Source organism: Burkholderia perseverans, from assembly GCF_022870505.1.
Lineage (GTDB): Bacteria > Pseudomonadota > Gammaproteobacteria > Burkholderiales > Burkholderiaceae > Burkholderia > Burkholderia plantarii.
Window position 1 is genome coordinate 101,480 of record NZ_CP045093.1, and the last position, 17,395, is coordinate 118,874.

Here is a 17,395-nt window from a genome sequence, read left to right on the forward strand (position 1 = left end):
GGGTGGCCGGGGAGGTGTCCGCGGAGGGCGGCAAGCGGCATCGACATAAACAGGCCCGCGCGTCTTCGATGGCAATCCTGAGTTTCGCGCTCTTACCGTTTCACCTTCGTCGCGCGCCTACCCCACCAGCTTCGCGATCTGCCGTGCCGCGGCCTTCAGGTGCCCGGCCAGCGTCTCGGCATGGCCGGGCCGCCCGGAAAACATCTGCGAGGGGCCGGCGATGCTGAGCGCCGCGATCGCGCGGCCGTCGCCGCCGACGATCGGCGCCGCGCACGAATCGATGCCGGCTTCGAGCGCGGCGTGGCTCCATGCGCAGCCCTCGTCGCGAATCCGCTGCAGCCGCGCCGACAGCGTGGCCCAGTCGGGCGCGTCCGCTTCCCGCCACGCCGATTCGCACATCCGCGCGACCTCGTCGGGGTCGGCGAGCGCGAGCATCGCGAGGCCCGGCGTGGCGCGGTAGGCGGGCAGGCGGCTGCCGACGCGGATCTGGCTGACGAGCGGTGTGTCGGGCGTTTCCGCGAGCGAGTAGACGATCTCGTGATGCTCGCGCACGACGAGGTAGGTCGACATGCGGGTGGCGGCGGCCACGCCGGGCAGCACCTCGCGCGCGCGCGCGATCAGGCTCGACGAGCCGAGCGCGGCGGCGGCGAGCGTCAGGAACGGCACGCCGAGCCGGTGCCCCTCGGCCTCGCCGACCAGCATGCCGGCCTGCTCCAGCGTGGCGAGCAGGCGCATCAGCGTCACGCGGTTGACGCCGATCCGGCGCGCCGCCTCGCTGATGTTGCGCGTGCTGCCGCCCTCGGCGATGAAGCGCAGCAGGCGCAGCGAGCGTTCGACTGCGCCCGATGCGTCGGCGGGGCGTTCCGGGGAGGCGGTCATGGCGAGGCAGGTTCAGGGGCGTGGCGACGGGACGACATCATGCCAGAGGAACGCGCCACGCATCGTAGCCGTAGACCCAGTCGGCATTGCCGCCTTCCTTGAGCCAGGCGTTGCCGCGCGAGCCGACCTGGATGCGCGCGGTGCGCTCGCGGCGCGCGGCCTCGTAGCGTTCGAGCGAGGCCGCGAGCGTGGCCGGCGCGGCCGCGTCGAGCGCGCGCGCCAGCACCACCGCGTCCTCGATCGCCATGCCGGCGCCCTGCGCCATGAACGGCATCATCGGATGGCAGGCGTCGCCGAGCAGCGTGAAGCCGGGACGGCTCCAGCGCGGCAGCGGATCGCGCACGTAGAGGGCGGAGGCGAGCACGCTGTCGCAAGCGGCCAGCAGCGCGCGCGCGTCCTGGTGGAACGCGCGGTAGGCGTCGCGCAGCGCATCGGGATCGCCGGGCGTGGTCCACGATTCGTGGGTCCAGTCGGTCTGGCCCGTGGTCGCGAAGATGAACACGTCGCGGCCGCGATTGAGCGGGAACGTCACGATCTGCGATTCGGGCGTCGGCCCCCACCACTTCACGAACGCGCCGACGTCGTTGCCGGTGATGCGCTTGACCGGCACCACCGCGCGATACGACACCACGCCGGTGAACTGCGGCCGGTCCTCGCCGAACATGAATTCGCGCACGCGGGAATGGATGCCGTCGGCGCCGACCACGAGGTCGAAGTCGTGGCGGCTGCCGTCGGCGAGGTCGATCGACGCGCCGGCCTCGCTACCTTCAACGCGCGCGAAGCCGGCCACGCGCGCGCCGAGCCGCAGCCGCGCGGCGGGAATCGCCTGCACCAGCGCGTGGACCACGTCGGCACGGTGCATCGTCAGCTGCGGCGCGCCGTACTTGCGCTCGGCCTCGTCGGACATCGGCAGGTGCGAGGTGACTTCGCCGGTGTCCCAGGTGCGGCTGATGCGGGCGCTGGGGCGCGCGGCCGTCTCGCGCAGCCGCTCGCCGATGCCGAGCCCGTCGAGCGCGCGCACCGCGTTCGGCGTCAGGTTGATGTCGGCGCCCACGCGCCCGAATGCGTCGGCCTGCTCGAACACGGTGACCTCATGCCCCGCCCGCTCCAGGGCGATCGCTGCCGCGAGCCCGCCGATGCCGCCACCTGAAATCCCGATCTTCAACATGCCAAGCACTCCGATACGTTCAAAAATGAACATGATGTAAAAGAATTGAACAAAACGGAGTGTCCGAGCTTTTTATTTTGGCCGCAAGCCATTTTCATGGCCCGGAATGCGCGCGCCGATCGCGGCGTGGCCGCCTGCCGGGGCCGTGCCGCGGGGCGTCGGTATTTTCCCTTGGTGATCTCGAAAACATTTTTTTCTGGCGGAGGCCTTGGCTTAAAATTAACCACATACGAATCGTTGTTCCGTAAGTGGAACGAACAGCCCCAGGAAACCACGATGACCGTTCAACCGCAACTTGGCGATGTAAACCTATGGACATGAAGGTCGCAGTGGACAACGCAACAGGGACCGGCCAGGCCGGCGCGTCGGATCGCCTGACGCTCGGGGGCATCGTGGCGCGCATGGAGCGGCTGCCCGGCAACGCCATGCAGATCCGGGCGCGCGTGCTGATCGGCTGCGCGACGTTCTTCGACGGTTTCGACGTGATCGCGATCGCCGCGACGCTGCCGATGCTGATCGCGAAGTGGGGCCTCGCGCCGTCGCAGATCGCGTTTCTGATCGCCGCCGGCTCGGTGGGCCAGTTGATCGGCGCGCTGCTGTTTCCGGCGCTCGCGGAGCGCTACGGGCGCGTGCGCACCATCGCCTGGAGTTCGGGGATCGTCGGCATCACCAGCATTGCCTGCGGCTTCGCGCCATCGTATGCGAGTTTCGTCGTGCTGCGCGCGGTGCAGGGCGTGGGGCTCGGCGGCGAGCTGCCGGTGGCGGCCGCCTACATCAGCGAGATCACGCGCGCGCACGGCCGCGGCCGCTTCGTGCTGCTGTACGAAATCATCTTCCCGATCGGCCTGCTGGTGTCGAACGCGCTGGGCGCGTGGCTGGTGCCGGTGCTTGGCTGGCAGGTGATCTATTTCGTGGGCGGCGTGCCGCTGATCCTGGCCTTCACGCTGCGCCGGCTGGTGCCGGAGTCGCCGCGCTGGCTCGGCCAGCGCGGGCGCATGACGGAAGCCGCCGCGTCGCTCGCCGCGTTCGAGGCGAGCGTGAAGGGGCCGCTGCCGCCGCTGCCGTCGGGCGAGGCCGCCGCGCAGGCGGAAGGGCTGGCGAAGCATCCGAAGCGCGGCCTGCGCGACCTGTTCGGGCCGCTGTACCTGAAGCGCACCATCTCGGTGGCGATGCTGTGGATGACCTGCGGCGTGATCCAGTACGGCCTGCTGACCTGGCTGCCGACCATCTACAAGACGGTCTATCACGCGCCGCTGCAGCTCGCGCTGAACCTCACGGTGGGCGCCTCGGTGCTCGGCGTGATCGGCTCGCTGATCTGCGCGCTGGTGGTCGACAAGGTCGGCCGCAAGCCGGTGATCAACGTCTCGTTCCTGCTTTGCGCGATCGCGCTGTTCGGCGCGGCGGTATTCCACGACAGTTCGGTCTACGTGGTCGGCACGTTCTGCGCGCTGTCGTTCGGCCTGCTCGGCTGCGGCTTCATCACGGCCTACGTCTACACGCCGGAACTGTACCCGACCAGCGTGCGCGCGCTGGGCTGCGGCGTCGGCAGCGCCTGGCTCAAGATCGCCGCGATCGCGGCACCCGCGCTCGTCTCGAAGACCATCACCACCAACATCAGCGTCGCGTTCTACGCGTTCGGCGCGGTGCTGCTGGTGGCCGCGCTGGTGATCCACCGGCTCGGCATCGAGACGAAGGGCCAGGTGCTCGAACAGCTCGAAAGCTGACCCACCCCCATGGAACAAGGAGCCAACCCGGTGACTTCCGAGAACGTGCAGGACGCGGTGCTGATCACCGTGTTCCTGCGGCACGACCAGACCAACAACCTCGACGCGATCCAGACCCGGCTCAAGGAAGCCGACTGGTGGGAGCGCTTTCCCCCGGAGGGCGTGCGTGTCGTGTCCTGGACGGTGGCGATGGGCTTCGGCCAGATCGTCACGCTGGAAGTGCCGCCGCGGCTCCTGCCGCTCGTCAACCTGGAGCTGGAGCGCTCGGCTTGGGGCGTGTTCAGCACCGAGTGCTATCCCACCTACGATTTTCTGCCGGTTCGCGAGCGCATTCGCGAACGGGTTCGCAATGGAGGCAAATGATGGACCGATATCTGGAGCCGCATCAGGCGCGGCAGCGTCCCCCGACGCAATACGAGAACCTGCTCGGCGACGCGATCGAGCGCGCCTTCGCGCAGGGCATCACGGCGTTGCCGGCGCTGGTGGCCTACCTGAACGATTTCGGGCCGCGCACGCAGAACGCCGAGGTCTGGACGGAAGACAACTTCCGTACCGAGATGGCGCGTCTGGCGCAGTAACCCTTCGGAGAACCCCATGAATACGGATCACAAGGACGACATCGAAAGCACGCTGCAGCGCGGCCTGGACAATCTCTGGTACCCGATCTGCCCGGCGTCGTTCGTGAAGCAGGAGCCGATGTCGCTGCGCCGCCTCGGACGCAAGCTGGTGTTCTGGCGCGACGTGGACGGCACGCCCTACGCGCTCGAGGATCACTGCCCGCACCGCGGCGCGCCGCTTTCGCGCGGCGTGGTGCTGGGCGACCGCATCCAGTGCGGCTATCACGGCGTCCACGTGCGCTGCGACGGCGTGGTGACCTCGGTGCCGGGCAGCCCGGGCTGCAAGCTCGAAGGTTCGCGCGGCGCGCGCTCGTTCCACGTGCGCGAGGCGGCGGGCGTGCTGTTCCTCTACAACTCGGCCGACAACGTCGACGAACCGCCGCCGCTGGTGCTGCCGGAAGAGCTGACCGGCGCGGAGTTCTCGTCGTTCCTCTGCTACACCGAGTGGAAGGGCGACTACCGCTACGTGCTCGACAACGTGATGGACCCGATGCACGGCGCGTATCTGCACAAGCAGTCGCATTCGATGGCCGAGGGCGAGATCAGCGCGACCTTCACGATTCGCGACACGGAGCGCGGCTTCGTGTTCGAGAAGGTCGGCCAGCGCGACGTGAACTTCGACTGGACCGAGTGGGCCGACACGGGCCTGCACTGGATGCGCCTGGAGATCCCCTATCCGAAGACGGGCGGCCCCGGCGGCAACTTCATCATCATCGGCAGCTACACGCCGATCACGCCGCAGCTGGCCGCCGTGTTCCACTGGCGCTGCCGCAAGGTGGAAGGCTGGCAGCGCGACACCTGGCGCTTCCTCTACCGCAACCGGCTGGAAGCGCGCCACTGGGCCGTGCTCGAACAGGATCGCGAGATCCTCGAACACATGGAACCGGACGCGAACCGGAACGAGCACCTCTATCAGCACGACATGGGGCTGGTGCGGCTGCGCCGCCATCTGCGCAATCTCGCCAAGGCGCAGCTCGAGAACGGGGCGGCGCGATGAGCGCGCTTCAACCGGCCCGGCTCGCGCCGGTGCAGGTGCATTGCGAGGCGGTGCCGGAGGCGCCGGGCGCGACCTGGAGCAACGCGCTCTTGGTGGGCGATGAAATCGTGATGTCGGGCATGACCGCGCATCCGGCCACGCGGGAGACGGCGGGCGGCCTGTCCGCCTACGAGCAGACGCGGGTGGTGCTGGAGAAGATCCGCGCGCTGGTGGAGGCGGCCGGCGGCGACGTCGGCTGCATCACCAAGCTGGTGGTGTACGTGACCGACATCGCCGACAAGGCGGAAGTCGGCCGGGCGCGCCGCGAGTTCTTCGCCGAGCGGGTCGGGCAGGGCGCGCCGTATCCGTGCTCGACGCTGGTGCAGGTGTCGGGCCTGGTGTTCCCGGAACTGTGCGTCGAGATCGAGGCCTGCGCGCGGCTCGACCTCGCCAGGGCGACGATCAAGTAAAGAGACGCGAAGAAAGAGACGCGAAGATGAGCAATCAACCAGCCTACACGGCGCTCGTGCGCACGCTGCGCCACGAGGCGCCGGGCATCATGAGCATCGAACTGGTGCCGCCGCGCGGCGAGCGCTTCCCGAGCTTCGAGCCGGGCGCGCACATCGACCTGCACCTGTCGAGCGGGCTGCTGCGCAGCTATTCGCTGCTCAATCCGGGCGGCGAGACCGAGCGCTACGTGGTGGGCGTGCAGATCGACCAGAAGGGGCGCGGCGGCTCGCGCTTCATCCACGAGAATTTCCGGGTGGGGATGAGCGTGGGCCTGTCGGCGCCGCGCAACCTGTTCGCGCTCGACGAGAGCGCCGCGCACAGCGTGCTGATCGCGGGCGGCATCGGCGTCACGCCGATCCTCTGCATGTACCGCCGCCTGGTCGAACTCGGGCGCCCGGTGCGGATGCTGTATTGCGCGCGCAGCGCCGAGCACGCGGCCTTCCTCGACGAGCTGCGCGGCTTCGGCGGCACGCTCGACGTGCATTTCGACGCCGAGCACGACGGCCGGCCGGCCGACCTGAAGGCGTACCTGGCCGAGGTACCCGCCGACGCGCACGTCTACTGCTGCGGCCCCGCGCCGATGCTCGACGCGTTCGATCAGGCCTGCGAAGCGGTCGGCATCGCGAACCGGCACGTCGAGCGCTTCGCGGCGGCGCCACCGGCCGAGCCGGCGGCGAGCCACGGCTATCAGGTCGAACTCGCGCGCAGCAAGCGGCAGCTCGAGGTGGCGGCCGGACAGTCGCTGCTCGATACGCTGCTGGCGGCCGGCGTGGAAGTGGACCACAGCTGCATGGAAGGCATCTGCGGCTCGTGCGAGACGCGCGTGCTGTCGGGCTGCCCCGACCATCGCGATTCGGTGCTCAGCGCGTCCGAGCGCGCCAGCAACCAGGTCATGATGATCTGCGTGTCGGGCTGCAAGGGCGAGAAGCTCGTGCTCGACCTGTAACGCGATCCCGGCCGGCGGCCCGCTCGCGCCGCCGGCCGGATGCCTGATCGGCCCACGATCGACCCGTGACCGGCATCAGGATAAGGATCAGGACCAGAATCGCGACCGGCCCATGCCTTCGCGCTATCATCGGTGTTCTTTTCCACAACAATCTTGCCGATCATGGCGCGAGCAACCCCCACTGGCAATGCAAAACGGCCCCGCGCCGGACAGGCGCCCGACGCCGACCAGGCGCCCGCGTCCGCGCCGGATGCGTCGGTTGCCGGCGGCGAGCCCGCGGCGGAGGCCGGCGACGAGGCCGGCACGGCGAGCGGCTCGTCCTATTCGGTGCCGGGCCTCGAGCGCGGGCTGCGGATCCTGGCCGAATTCTCGTCGCGCGAGCCGGTGCTGGGCGCGCCCGAACTGTCCAAGCGCATCGGCATTCCGCGCACCACCACGTTCCGGCTGCTGCAGACGCTCGAATCGCTCGGCTTCCTGGAGCGGGCGCCGGGCGACCGCCGCTTCCGGCTCGGCGTCGCGATCCTGCGGCTCGGCTTCGAATACCTGAACTCGCTCGAACTGACCGACTTCGGCCAGCCGGTGCTCGACTGGCTGCGCGACGACACGGGCTTCAGCACCCATCTGCTGATCCGCGACCAGCGCGACGTGGTGTTCGTGGCCAAGGCGCAGACGCGCGACCCGATGTTCAGTTCCGTGAAGGTCCATGTCGGCACGCGGCTGCCCGCGCATGCCACGGTGCATGGCCAGGTGCTGCTCGGCGACCTGACGCTGGCCGACCTGCGCAGCCTCTATCCCGAGCGCGAGCTGTCGCGTTTCACCGAGCGCACGCCGGCCACCGTCGACGATCTCTACCAGCGCATCCGCGCCACCGCCGCGCAGGGCTATGCGCTGAGCGAGGCGTCGTTCGAGCGCGGCATCTCCGCGATCAGCGCGCCGGTGCGCGATCACACCGGCCGCATCGTCGCCGCGCTGACGGTGACGGTGCCGCGCTCCGACATCGGCGATGCCGAACGCGCGCCGCTCGTGGCGCGGACCTGCCAGGCCGCGCTCGACCTGTCCGCGCGCCTGAACTACCGGCCGCGCGTCGGCGATCCCACGCTGTCCTACGCCCACGTCTGAATCACGCGGCGCGCGCCGGCCTCGAGTGCCGCCGCGCGCCGCGCCGCCCGAGCCGCCCGGCTCAGAACGAGTGGTGGATGCCGGACAGCACGATGGTCTGGTTGCGCCCGCCCGATACTCCCGCCGTGAAGAACGCCGCGTTGGCGTTGCTGTTGGCGTGCTCGTACATCAGGTTCACGTACACCTGCGTGCTCTTGGAGAGCGAATAGGTGTCGCCGATCTCGACCTGGGTCCAGCGCCGGCCCGACAGCGTGGTGGTGGACGCGCCGCCCGCCACGTTGCTGAACGGCGTGAGCTGGTAGTTCGCGCCGACGTCGAAGCTCTGGTAGATGTCCGAGTAGCCCGCCGATTCCAGCTTCACGTGCGTATACACGCCGTGCAGCAGCAGCTTGCCGATCTGGTATGAGAGGCCTGCGCCCATGTTCTCGACCTTGGCCGCCGTGTAGTTCGCCGCCGCCACGCCCTGGAAGCTGGTGATGCCGGTGGTGACGATCGACGGCGTGCGGTTGCTCTCGTTCGAATACACCGCGCCCGCCTTCAGCGGCCCGTGCGCGTAGGTCAGCGTGAAACTGGTGTTGCGGCCGGTGGCGAAATTGGTGGTGTTGCCGAGCCCCATCATCGCGCCGACCGTGAAGCCGTAGTAGTCCACCGAGCGGAACTTGGCCGAGTTGTCGAACGGCACGATGCCGGTGTCGGCGAGTTCGTCGATGTTGCCCGGGTGGAACGTGAACCAGCTCTGCGCCTGGTAGGCCGTGCTGAACGGCCCGAGCACGTCGAAGTTGAACGGCGTCTGGTGGCCCAGCGTCAGCGTGCCGATCCGGCTCTGGCTCAGGCCGACGAACGACTGGCGGTTGAACAGCGTGCCCGCCTTCGCGAAGCTGCCGGTGTTCGTGTAGAAGCCGTTCTCCAGCTTGAACACCGCGCGCCAGCCGCCGCCCAGGTCCTCGGTGCCGGTCAGGCCCCAGCGATCGGGCTGCGTGTTGCCCTGCTCCTCCATCCACTTCGAATTGCCCGCGACGTTGCTGATATAGGCAACGCCCGCATCGAGGCTGCCGTACAGCGTGACGCTGCTCTGCGCCGACGCCGTCGCGCTAACCACAAGACCTGCCACCCCGGCAGCAATGATGCGCTTCACAGTACGTACTCCTAATGTGTGGTTGTTCAGTGGGGCCTGCTTGGCCGACCCGCCGCCGGCGTGGAAATGCCGGTGTGGCGGGTCGCGAAGTTCGCCGCTCGTCAGTGCGTCGTTTGTTTCATATAAGGAACGACGTATCTTCTATGGAAATTATAATGAGATGGAAGCGTGGACAAAAAAAGCTTGGTGTTCGGACTTACCCGCAGACGGCGCATGTTGCGGAAACGCCGCGACCCCTTCATACAGGGCATCGACGCGATCACGCACTGGACGCGCCAGTGTTTTCCCTGAGCCGGGAAATTTTCTTTTTGACCCGTGCCGGTCAACCTTATAATGACCACATATAAATCAGCGTTCCTTGTATGGAACAATTAGCCGGAGGCAGGATGAATCTCCCCACGTACCGCGACACGGATGGAAGGCTGGACGGCCGGCGTGTGATCGTGACCGGCGGCGCCCGCGGGCTCGGCGCCGCGTTCGTCGAGGCGCTGGCGGCGGCCGGCGCGCAGGTCGTGTTCGGCGACGTGCTGCATGACGCGGGCAGCGCGTTGGCCGCGCGGCTCGGCGAGCGCGTGCATTTCGCGCCGCTCGACCTGCGCGACGAGGCGAGCATCCAGGCCTTCGTCGCCGCGGCAGCCGAGCGGCTCGGCGGCGTGGACGCGCTCGTCAACAACGCCGCGATCACGAATTCGGGCGGGCGCTTCGCCGACCAGCTCGATACCGATACCTGGGACGCCGTGATGGAAGTGAACGTGCGCGGCACCTGGCGCATGTGCGTGGCGGCGCTGCCGCATCTGCGCCAGTCGTCGTGCGCCGCGGTGGTGAACCTCGCGTCCGATACCGCGCTGTGGGGCGCGCCGAAGCTGCTGGCCTACGTCGCGAGCAAGGGCGCGGTGATCTCGATGACGCGTTCGCTGGCGCGCGAGTTCGGCGCCGACGGCATCACCGTGAACGCGGTGGCGCCGGGGCTGACCGAGGTGGACGCCACCGAGTACGTGCCGGCGGAGCGCCACGCCTACTACCGGCAGGGCCGCGCCATCGCGCGCGCGCAGCTGCCGGCGGACGTCACCGGGCCGGTGCTGTTCCTGCTGTCCGACGCGGCGCGCTACCTGACCGGACAGGTGCTGCCGGTCAACGGCGGCTTCGTGATGAACTGATTCTCGCCATCGAGCGAGTCAACCTGGAGAATGAAGATGGCCGATGCCGATATCGAACGCAAATCGTGGGACCAGCCCGCCGACGCGAGCTTCGAGCAATGGATGGAGGCGCGCGTGGCGCGCTTCGCCACGCGCCGCTACGACTGGGACGCACTGAAGTTCCAGGCCGACTACGACCCGAAGTACCGCCGCGCGCAGATGCGCTACGTCGGCACCGGCGGCACCGGTGTCGCGAAGGACGTCAACACGGTGCCCGCTGGCGGCTTCACGTTCTCGACCATGGTGATCCCGGCCGGCAACGTCGGGCCGAGCCATATTCATATGGATGTCGAAGAAATCTTCTTCGTGCTGCGCGGCAGGATGAAGGTGATCTGCGAACGCGACGGCGAAACCTGGGAATCGGTGCTCGGCGAGCGTGACCTGATCTCGGTGCCGCCCGGCGTATACCGCACGGAAATCAACGTCGGCGAGGAAGACGCGCTGATGTGCGTGATGCTCGGTTCGCCGAAGCCGGTCACGCCGACCTATCCGCCCGATTCGCCGCTCGCGAAGATCAAGCGCGAACTCGCGAAGTAAGAGGCCGCCCATGCACGACCACCCCAGCCACGGCGGCCCGACCGACGGCGCGCCGGACCTCGGCGCCCGGCTCGCGGCGTTCCCCGCGCGGCGGATCGACGTGGCGCCGGCGCGCGCCGTCGGCTATCGCGAGGCCGTCGGCCCGGATGTCAGTGGCCTGCCGATCGTGCTGCTGCACGGCATCGGCTCCGGCGCGGCGTCGTGGGTGCAACAGCTCGACACGCTTGGCGCGGCGCGCCGCGTGCTCGCCTGGGACGCGCCGGGCTACGGCGAATCGAGCCCGGTCGCGCCGGCCTCCCCGCAGGCCGGCGACTACGCTGCCGTGCTGGCGGGCTGGCTCGACGCGCTCGGCATCGCGCGCTGCGTGCTGGTCGGGCATTCGCTCGGCGCGATCGTCGCCGGCCGCTTCGCGGCCACGCATGGCGCGCGCGTCGCGGGCCTGCTGCTGCTGTCGCCCGCGGCCGGCTACGGCGCCGCGAGCGAAGCGGTGCGCGCGCACAAGCGCGACACGCGCCTCGCGATGCTGGCCGGACTCGGCCCGCAAGGGCTCGCCGAGCAGCGCAGCGCGAACATGCTGTCGCCGTCCGCGAGCGAGCCGGCCCGGCAATGGGTGCGCTGGAACATGGCGCGCGTCGTGCCGGCCGGCTACGCGCAGGCCACGCACCTGCTGGCCAACGCGGATCTGGTCGCCGATCTGGCCGGCTATCGCGGGCCGCTGATGGTGGCGGTCGGCGAGCACGACGGCATCACGCCGCCCGAAGCCTGTGCGCGTCTCGCGCAGGGGGCGGGCGTGCCGCTGCAGTCGATCCCGAACGCCGGCCACGCCGGCTACATCGAGGCGCCGGCGGCCTATGACGCGCTGATCGACGCGTTCGCGCGGCGTTGCGAGACGCAACACCCGGAGGCGAGCGCATGACGCCGGCATCGACCGACCGCGCCGCGCCGGATGCACCGGACGCGTCGGCGCAGGGCGAAATCAGCTATCTCGTGCCCGGCCTCGATCGCGGGCTGCGCATCCTCACCGAGTTCTCGGCACGCGAGCCGATCCTCGGCGCGCCCGAACTGTCGCGCCGGCTCGGCATTCCGCGCACGACGGTGTTCCGGCTGCTGCAGACGCTCGAATCGCTCGGCTTCATCGAGCGCGCCAACGGCGAGCGCAATTACCGGCTCGGCGTGGCGGTGCTGCGGCTCGGCTTCGAATTCCTCAGCTCGCTGGAGCTGACCGATCTGGGCCTGCCGCTGATCGAGGCGCTGCGCGACAGCACCGGCCTGTCCACCCACATCGTGATCCGCGACGGCCGCGACGTGGTGTTCGTCGCCAAGGCGCAGAGCCACGCGAGCGCGTTCAGCGCGGTGAAGGTGAACGTCGGCACGCGGCTGCCCGCCCACGCCACCACGCACGGCCACGTGCTGATGGGCGACCTGACGCTCGACGAACTGCGCGCGCTGTACGCGGGCGTCACGCTGGAACGCTTCACGCGGCACACGCCCGGTACCGTCGACGAGCTGTTCGAGCGCGTGCGCGCCGACGCCGAGCAGGGCCACGCGATCAGCGAATCGTCGTTCGAACACGGCATTTCGGTGGTCAGCGCGCCGGTGTTCGGCGACGCGGGGCGGATCGTGGCGGTGGTCACGGCCACGGTGCCGCGCGCGCATTTCGACACCACGCTGCCCGCCGCCGACCTGATCGACAAGGTGCGGGAGACCGCGTTTCAACTCTCGCTGCGGCTCAACTACCGGCCGCCGGCGGAAACCCGCTTCATGAATGCTTTGGAAATCTAAATGATTCAGATCGATCTCACAGGGCAGGTGGCCGTGGTGACGGGCGGCTCGTCCGGCATCGGGCTGGCCGCCGCGCGCCTGTTCCTGCAGGCGGGCGCCTCGGTGGCCATCTGCGGGCGCGATGCCGGCCGCCTGGCCGCCGCCGAGCAGGCGCTGCGCGACGCGTTCCCCGAGGCCCGGCTGCTGGCCGCGCGCTGCGACGTGCTCGATGCCGCCGACGTCGCGCGCTTCGCCGAGGCGGTCGGTACCGCGTTCGGCCGCGTCGACATGCTCGTCAACAACGCCGGCCAGGGCCGCGTGTCGACCTTCGCCGACACCAGCGACGAGGCCTGGCGCGAGGAGCTGGACCTCAAGTATTTCAGCATCATCCGCCCGACCCGCGCGTTCCTGCCGATGCTGGAAGCCGCCGCCGAAGCCGGCGACGGCGCGGGCGGCGCGATCGTCTGCGTCAATTCCCTGCTCGCGCTGCAGCCCGAGCCGCACATGGTGGCCACCTCGTCGGCGCGCGCCGGCGTGCTGAACCTGGTCAAGTCGCTGGCGGGGGAACTCGCGCCGCGCCGCGTGCGCGTGAACTCGATCCTGATCGGCATCGTCGAGTCGGGGCAGTGGCGGCGCCGCTATCAGGCGCAGGCGCGGCCCGGCCAGAGCTGGCAGGACTGGACCGGCGAGCTGGCTCGCCAAAAGAAGATTCCGCTCGGCCGCTTCGGCCGCCCCGAAGAAGCCGCGCAAGCGCTTTTTTATCTGGCCACACCGCTGTCGTCGTACACGACGGGAAGCCATATCGATGTCTCTGGAGGCGTAGCACGTCATGTCTAATACCACGACGGTCGGCGAACTGATCGCCGCTTTTCTCGAACAATGCGGCGTGCAGACCGCGTTCGGCGTGATCTCGATTCACAACATGCCGATCCTCGACGCGATCCACACGCGCGGCAAGATCCGCTACGTCGGCGCGCGCGGCGAAGCCGGCGCGCTGAACATGGCCGACGGCCTCGCGCGCGTGTCGGGCGGCCTCGGCGTGGCGTTCACCAGCACCGGCACGGCGGCCGGCAACGCGGCCGGCGCGATGGTCGAGGCGCTCACCGCCGGCACCGCGCTGCTGCACGTCACCGGGCAGATCGAGACGCAGTACCTCGACCAGGATCTGGCCTACATCCACGAAGCACCGGACCAGTTGAGCATGCTGGCCTCGATTTCGAAGGCCGCCTACCGCGTGCGCTCGGTCGAGACGGCGCTCGCCACCGTGCGCGAGGCCGTGCGCGTGGCGCAGACCGCGCCGAGCGGCCCGGTCAGCGTCGAGATCCCGATCGACATCCAGGCCGCCCGCGTCGAGTGGCCGGCCGACCTGCGCGCGCCGCACGTGAGCCTGCCGACCCACGACGCGCAGCGCGTCGAGCAGCTGGCCGACGCGCTCGCGTCCGCCAAACGTCCGCTGCTGTGGCTCGGCGGCGGCGCGCGCCACGCACGCGCGCAGGTCGAGCGGCTGGTGCGGCTCGGCTTCGGCGTGGTCACCAGCGTGCAGGGCCGCGGCGTGCTGCCGGAAGATCATCCGGCCACGCTCGGCGCGTTCAACGTGCAGCCGACCGTCGAGGCGTTCTACCGGACCTGCGACGCGATGCTGGTGGTGGGCTCGCGGCTGCGCGGCAACGAAACGCTGAAGTACAAGCTGGCGCTGCCGCAGCCGCTGTACCGGATCGACGCCGACGCGCTGGCCGACAACCGCGGCTACGCCAACGCGCAGTTCGTGCATGGCGATGCGGCCGCGACGCTCGACCAGCTCGCCAATCTCCTCGAAGGCCGCCTGCGCGTCGATCCGGCCTTCGCGCAGGATCTGGCCGCGGTGCGCGAAGTGGCGGTGGGCGAGACCGGCAAGGGCCTCGGCCCGTACCGCAAGCTCGTCGAGGCGTTGCAGCAGGCCGTGGGCCGCGATTTCAACTGGGTGCGCGACGTGACGATCTCGAACAGCACCTGGGGCAACCGCATGCTGAAGATCTTCGAGCCGCGCGCGGGCGTGCACGCGCTGGGCGGCGGGATCGGCCAGGGCGTGCAGATGGCGATCGGCGCCGCGCTGGCCAACGCCGCCGCGAAGACGGTCTGCCTGGTGGGCGATGGCGGCCTGATGGTCAACGTCGGCGAACTCGTCACGGCAGTGCAGGAAAACGCCAACGTGATGATCGTGCTGATGAACGACCAGTGCTACGGCGTGATCCGCAACATCCAGGACGCGCAGTACGGCGGCCGCCGCTGCTACGTGCAGCTGCACCAGCCCGAATTCGCCCAGTTCTGCGCGAGCTTCGGCCTGGCCCACTACCGGATCTCGTCGCTCGACCAGGCCGAGGCCGTGATCCGCGAAGGCATGGCGGCCAGCGGCCCGGTGATGGTGGAGGTGGACATGCTGTCGATCGGCTCGTTCGCCACCGCGTTTGCCGGCCCGCCGGTCAAGCAGCAGGAGCCCGAACATGCGTGAGCACGCCATGGCGCCCGGCGGGCGCATCGAGGTGGCGATGATCGGCTTCGGCGCGATCGGGCAGGCCGTGTATCGCGCGGTCGCCGCCGATCCGCACGTGCGCGTCACGCAGATCGTGGTGCCCGGGCATCAGATGGACACGGTGCGCGAGCTGGCCGGCCCCGACGTCGACGTCGTCAGTGCCGTCGCGGCGCTCGCGAACCGGCCGCGTTTCGCGCTCGAATGCGCGGGGCATGGCGCGCTGCTCGATCACGTCGTGCCGCTGCTCGAGGCCGGCACCGACTGCGCGGTGGCGTCGATCGGCGCGCTGTCCGACCTGTCGCTGCTCGAGGCGCTCGAGGCGGCGGCCACCGCGGGCAACGCCACCGTGTCGCTGCTGTCGGGCGCGATCGGCGGCATCGACGCGCTCGCGTCGGCGCGCGAAGGCGGCCTCGACGAGGTGCAGTACATCGGCCGCAAGCCGCCGGTCGGCTGGCTCGGCACGCCGGCCGAGGCGATCTGCGACCTGCATACGCTGAGCGAGGCGCGCGTGATCTTCGAAGGCAGCGCGCGCGACGCCGCGCGGCTCTACCCGAAGAACGCGAACGTGGCGGCCACCGTCGCGCTGGCGGGCCTCGGGCTCGACCAGACGCGCGTGCGCCTGATCGCCGACCCGCAGGTCACGCGCAACGTGCATCGCATCGTGGCGGCCGGCGCGTTCGGCGAGATGTCGCTGGAAATGAGCGGCAAGCCGCTGCCCGACAACCCGAAGACGTCCGCGCTGACCGCGTTCAGCGCGATTCGCGCGCTGCGCAACCGCGCCGCGCATTGCGTGATCTGATCAGGGAAGGACGACATGTCAGACAAGGACATCATCGCTTCGCTCGTGCCGTCCGACGAGATCTTCGTCGGCGGTCGCTGGAAGCGCGGCCGCGGCGCCGTGTTCGCGAGCCGCTATCCGGCCGACGGCTCGGTCAACGCCGAAATCACCACCGCCGATGCCGACGATGCGCGCGAGGCCGTGGAAGCGGCCGATCTGGCCTGGCGCCGCGCCGACTGGGCCGGGCTCAAGCCGCACCAGCGCGCGCTCGTGCTGTACCGGATCGCCGACCTGATCATGGCGCGCCACGAGGCGCTCGCGCAGCTGCAGCGGCGCGACAACGGCAAGCCGATCGGCGAGACGCGCGTGCTGGTGGCCAGCGCCGCGAACACGTTCCGCTACTACGCGGCCTGCCTCGAGACGCTCGACGAGGAGCTGACGCCCTCGCGCGGCGACTACCTGACGATGAGCGTGTACGAGCCGATCGGCGTGATCGCCGCGATCACGCCGTGGAATTCGCCGATCGCCTCGGATGCGCAGAAGCTCGCGCCGGCGCTGGCGGGCGGCAACGCGGTGGTGCTCAAGCCGGCCGAGGTCACGCCGCTCGCGTCGCTCGCGCTCGCCCGCATCTGCGAGGAAGCGGGCGTGCCGCCCGGCGTGCTGAGCGTGCTGCCGGGCAAGGGCTCGGTGATCGGCGACGTGCTGGTGCGCCATCCGCTCGTGAAGAAGGTGTCGTTCACGGGTGGCACCGAGGTGGGCCGCGGCATCGCCCGCATCGCGGCCGAGAAGCTGATGCCGGTGTCGCTCGAACTGGGCGGCAAGTCGCCGACCCTGGTGTTCGCCGACGCCGATCTCGACCATGCCGTGAACGGCGTGCTGTACGGCATCTTCAGCTCGTCGGGCGAGGCCTGCATCGCCGGCTCGCGGCTGTTCGTCGAGCGCCCGGTCTATGATGAATTCATGCGGCGGCTGGTGGAGAAGGCGCGCCAGCTGCGCGTCGGCGATCCGGCGCAGCCGGCCACGCAGATGGGGCCGCTGATCACGGACCGGCACCGCGAATCGGTCGAGCGCTACGTGGCGCTCGGGCTCGAGGAGGGCGGCCGCCTGCTGTGCGGCGGCGAGCGGCCGGTAGGCGAGGGGCGCGAGCACGGTTATTTTTATCAGCCTACGATTCTCGAAGGCCTCACCAACGGCGCACGGATCTGCCAGGAGGAGATCTTCGGGCCGGTGCTGGTGGCGATGCCGTTCGACGACGAGGCCGCGCTGCTCGCCGAGGCCAACGACAGCGTGTTCGGCCTCGCGGCCGGTATCTGGACCCGCGACTACAAGCGTGCCTGGCGCGTGGCGCGCGCGCTCGAAGCGGGCACGGTGTGGATCAACACCTACAAGCTGTTCTCGATCGCCACGCCGTTCTCGGGCTGGAAGGACAGTGGCATGGGCCGCGAGAAAGGGCGGCTCGGGATCCGCGAATACATGCAGCAGAAGAGCCTGTACTGGGGCTTGAACGACGCGCCGCTGGCGTGGGCGAACTGAGGAGGCA

The 17,395-nt window shown here is 69.7% G+C and carries 18 protein-coding genes; 15 read left to right on the forward strand and 3 right to left on the reverse strand.

All coding sequences use genetic code 11. The features are described 5' to 3' along the window. Nucleotides 1–117: 117 nt before the first annotated feature. Both BpN12_RS00475 and BpN12_RS00480 read right to left on the reverse strand, forming a co-directional pair. On the reverse strand, nt 118–879 hold the full coding sequence (locus tag BpN12_RS00475; RefSeq protein WP_246793336.1) for an IclR family transcriptional regulator: 762 nt from the start codon (nt 877–879) through the stop codon (nt 118–120). A 37-nt stretch (nt 880–916) separates the two neighbouring features. Next, nucleotides 917–2,047, reverse strand: coding sequence for an FAD-dependent monooxygenase (locus BpN12_RS00480; RefSeq protein ID WP_246793337.1), 1,131 nt, complete (start codon nt 2,045–2,047; stop codon nt 917–919). Nucleotides 2,048–2,364: 317 nt separating this feature from the next. Here BpN12_RS00480 and BpN12_RS00485 point away from each other — a divergent pair, with 317 nt between their 5' ends. From BpN12_RS00485 to BpN12_RS00515, 7 genes are all read left to right on the forward strand, one after another. Then, nucleotides 2,365–3,771 carry an MFS transporter gene (locus BpN12_RS00485; protein WP_246794734.1) on the forward strand — a complete coding sequence of 469 codons (1,407 nt, stop codon included), beginning with the start codon at nt 2,365–2,367 and terminating at the stop codon, nt 3,769–3,771. A 9-nt stretch (nt 3,772–3,780) separates the two neighbouring features. Next, a complete protein-coding gene (locus BpN12_RS00490; protein ID WP_246793338.1) occupies nt 3,781–4,134 on the forward strand; it encodes a hypothetical protein in 354 nt (117 codons plus the stop codon). Further along, complete coding sequence (locus BpN12_RS00495; protein ID WP_425306319.1) at nt 4,134–4,349, forward strand: recombinase-like helix-turn-helix domain-containing protein; 216 nt, start codon at nt 4,134–4,136, stop codon at nt 4,347–4,349. Before BpN12_RS00490 ends, BpN12_RS00495 begins: the two co-directional genes overlap by 1 nt. Before the next feature lie 16 nt (nt 4,350–4,365). After that, nucleotides 4,366–5,385 carry an aromatic ring-hydroxylating oxygenase subunit alpha gene (locus BpN12_RS00500; protein ID WP_246793340.1) on the forward strand — a complete coding sequence of 340 codons (1,020 nt, stop codon included), beginning with the start codon at nt 4,366–4,368 and terminating at the stop codon, nt 5,383–5,385. Then, nucleotides 5,382–5,834 (forward strand): RidA family protein, encoded by a 453-nt coding sequence (locus BpN12_RS00505; RefSeq protein ID WP_246793341.1) that lies wholly within the window; start codon nt 5,382–5,384, stop codon nt 5,832–5,834. Before BpN12_RS00500 ends, BpN12_RS00505 begins: the two co-directional genes overlap by 4 nt. 26 nt (nt 5,835–5,860) lie before the next feature. Next, nucleotides 5,861–6,820, forward strand: a complete 960-nt coding sequence (locus BpN12_RS00510) for a PDR/VanB family oxidoreductase (protein WP_246793342.1) — start codon at nt 5,861–5,863, stop codon at nt 6,818–6,820. A 162-nt stretch (nt 6,821–6,982) separates the two neighbouring features. Then, nucleotides 6,983–7,939 (forward strand): IclR family transcriptional regulator, encoded by a 957-nt coding sequence (locus BpN12_RS00515; RefSeq protein WP_246793343.1) that lies wholly within the window; start codon nt 6,983–6,985, stop codon nt 7,937–7,939. Between the two features lie 61 nt (nt 7,940–8,000). On the opposite strand, the gene BpN12_RS00520 is transcribed toward BpN12_RS00515, so the two are convergent. Then, complete coding sequence (locus BpN12_RS00520; RefSeq protein WP_246793344.1) at nt 8,001–9,074, reverse strand: porin; 1,074 nt, start codon at nt 9,072–9,074, stop codon at nt 8,001–8,003. Nucleotides 9,075–9,460: 386 nt separating this feature from the next. Between BpN12_RS00520 and BpN12_RS00525 the strand changes: the two genes are divergently transcribed. The 8 genes from BpN12_RS00525 to BpN12_RS00560 are packed head-to-tail and all read left to right on the forward strand — an operon-like array spanning nt 9,461 to nt 17,388. Next, a complete protein-coding gene (locus tag BpN12_RS00525; RefSeq protein ID WP_246793345.1) occupies nt 9,461–10,231 on the forward strand; it encodes an SDR family oxidoreductase in 771 nt (256 codons plus the stop codon). Nucleotides 10,232–10,267: 36 nt separating this feature from the next. Then, nucleotides 10,268–10,807 (forward strand): cupin domain-containing protein, encoded by a 540-nt coding sequence (locus BpN12_RS00530; RefSeq protein ID WP_246793346.1) that lies wholly within the window; start codon nt 10,268–10,270, stop codon nt 10,805–10,807. Between the two features lie 10 nt (nt 10,808–10,817). Next, on the forward strand, nt 10,818–11,723 hold the full coding sequence (locus BpN12_RS00535) for an alpha/beta fold hydrolase (RefSeq protein ID WP_246793347.1): 906 nt from the start codon (nt 10,818–10,820) through the stop codon (nt 11,721–11,723). Then, nucleotides 11,720–12,589 (forward strand): IclR family transcriptional regulator, encoded by an 870-nt coding sequence (locus tag BpN12_RS00540; RefSeq protein WP_246793348.1) that lies wholly within the window; start codon nt 11,720–11,722, stop codon nt 12,587–12,589. The genes BpN12_RS00535 and BpN12_RS00540 overlap by 4 nt, the downstream gene beginning before the upstream one ends. After that, nucleotides 12,590–13,405, forward strand: a complete 816-nt coding sequence (locus BpN12_RS00545; protein WP_246793349.1) for an SDR family oxidoreductase — start codon at nt 12,590–12,592, stop codon at nt 13,403–13,405. Beyond that, nucleotides 13,398–15,056, forward strand: coding sequence for a thiamine pyrophosphate-binding protein (locus BpN12_RS00550; protein WP_246793350.1), 1,659 nt, complete (start codon nt 13,398–13,400; stop codon nt 15,054–15,056). Before BpN12_RS00545 ends, BpN12_RS00550 begins: the two co-directional genes overlap by 8 nt. After that, nucleotides 15,049–15,876 carry an aspartate dehydrogenase gene (locus tag BpN12_RS00555; RefSeq protein ID WP_246793351.1) on the forward strand — a complete coding sequence of 276 codons (828 nt, stop codon included), beginning with the start codon at nt 15,049–15,051 and terminating at the stop codon, nt 15,874–15,876. Before BpN12_RS00550 ends, BpN12_RS00555 begins: the two co-directional genes overlap by 8 nt. A gap of 15 nt (nt 15,877–15,891) precedes the next feature. Then, a complete protein-coding gene (locus BpN12_RS00560) occupies nt 15,892–17,388 on the forward strand; it encodes an aldehyde dehydrogenase (protein WP_246793352.1) in 1,497 nt (498 codons plus the stop codon). The last annotated feature ends 7 nt before the right edge of the window (nt 17,389–17,395 follow it).

Excerpts from the sequence above, each read along its gene's own strand:
- BpN12_RS00550 (WP_246793350.1), top strand. The coding sequence starts at position 13,398 with ATGTCTAATACCACGACGGTCGGCGAACTGATCGCCGCTTTTCTCGAA.
- BpN12_RS00540 (WP_246793348.1), top strand. The coding sequence starts at position 11,720 with ATGACGCCGGCATCGACCGACCGCGCCGCGCCGGATGCACCGGACGCG.
- BpN12_RS00480 (WP_246793337.1), bottom strand. The coding sequence starts at position 2,047 with ATGTTGAAGATCGGGATTTCAGGTGGCGGCATCGGCGGGCTCGCGGCA.
- BpN12_RS00545 (WP_246793349.1), top strand. The coding sequence starts at position 12,590 with ATGATTCAGATCGATCTCACAGGGCAGGTGGCCGTGGTGACGGGCGGC.
- BpN12_RS00525 (WP_246793345.1), top strand. The coding sequence starts at position 9,461 with ATGAATCTCCCCACGTACCGCGACACGGATGGAAGGCTGGACGGCCGG.
- BpN12_RS00495 (WP_425306319.1), top strand. The coding sequence starts at position 4,134 with ATGGACCGATATCTGGAGCCGCATCAGGCGCGGCAGCGTCCCCCGACG.
- BpN12_RS00505 (WP_246793341.1), top strand. The coding sequence starts at position 5,382 with ATGAGCGCGCTTCAACCGGCCCGGCTCGCGCCGGTGCAGGTGCATTGC.
- BpN12_RS00530 (WP_246793346.1), top strand. The coding sequence starts at position 10,268 with ATGGCCGATGCCGATATCGAACGCAAATCGTGGGACCAGCCCGCCGAC.
- BpN12_RS00510 (WP_246793342.1), top strand. The coding sequence starts at position 5,861 with ATGAGCAATCAACCAGCCTACACGGCGCTCGTGCGCACGCTGCGCCAC.
- BpN12_RS00555 (WP_246793351.1), top strand. The coding sequence starts at position 15,049 with ATGCGTGAGCACGCCATGGCGCCCGGCGGGCGCATCGAGGTGGCGATG.
- BpN12_RS00560 (WP_246793352.1), top strand. The coding sequence starts at position 15,892 with ATGTCAGACAAGGACATCATCGCTTCGCTCGTGCCGTCCGACGAGATC.
- BpN12_RS00475 (WP_246793336.1), bottom strand. The coding sequence starts at position 879 with ATGACCGCCTCCCCGGAACGCCCCGCCGACGCATCGGGCGCAGTCGAA.
- BpN12_RS00490 (WP_246793338.1), top strand. The coding sequence starts at position 3,781 with ATGGAACAAGGAGCCAACCCGGTGACTTCCGAGAACGTGCAGGACGCG.
- BpN12_RS00500 (WP_246793340.1), top strand. The coding sequence starts at position 4,366 with ATGAATACGGATCACAAGGACGACATCGAAAGCACGCTGCAGCGCGGC.
- BpN12_RS00515 (WP_246793343.1), top strand. The coding sequence starts at position 6,983 with ATGGCGCGAGCAACCCCCACTGGCAATGCAAAACGGCCCCGCGCCGGA.
- BpN12_RS00485 (WP_246794734.1), top strand. The coding sequence starts at position 2,365 with ATGAAGGTCGCAGTGGACAACGCAACAGGGACCGGCCAGGCCGGCGCG.
- BpN12_RS00535 (WP_246793347.1), top strand. The coding sequence starts at position 10,818 with ATGCACGACCACCCCAGCCACGGCGGCCCGACCGACGGCGCGCCGGAC.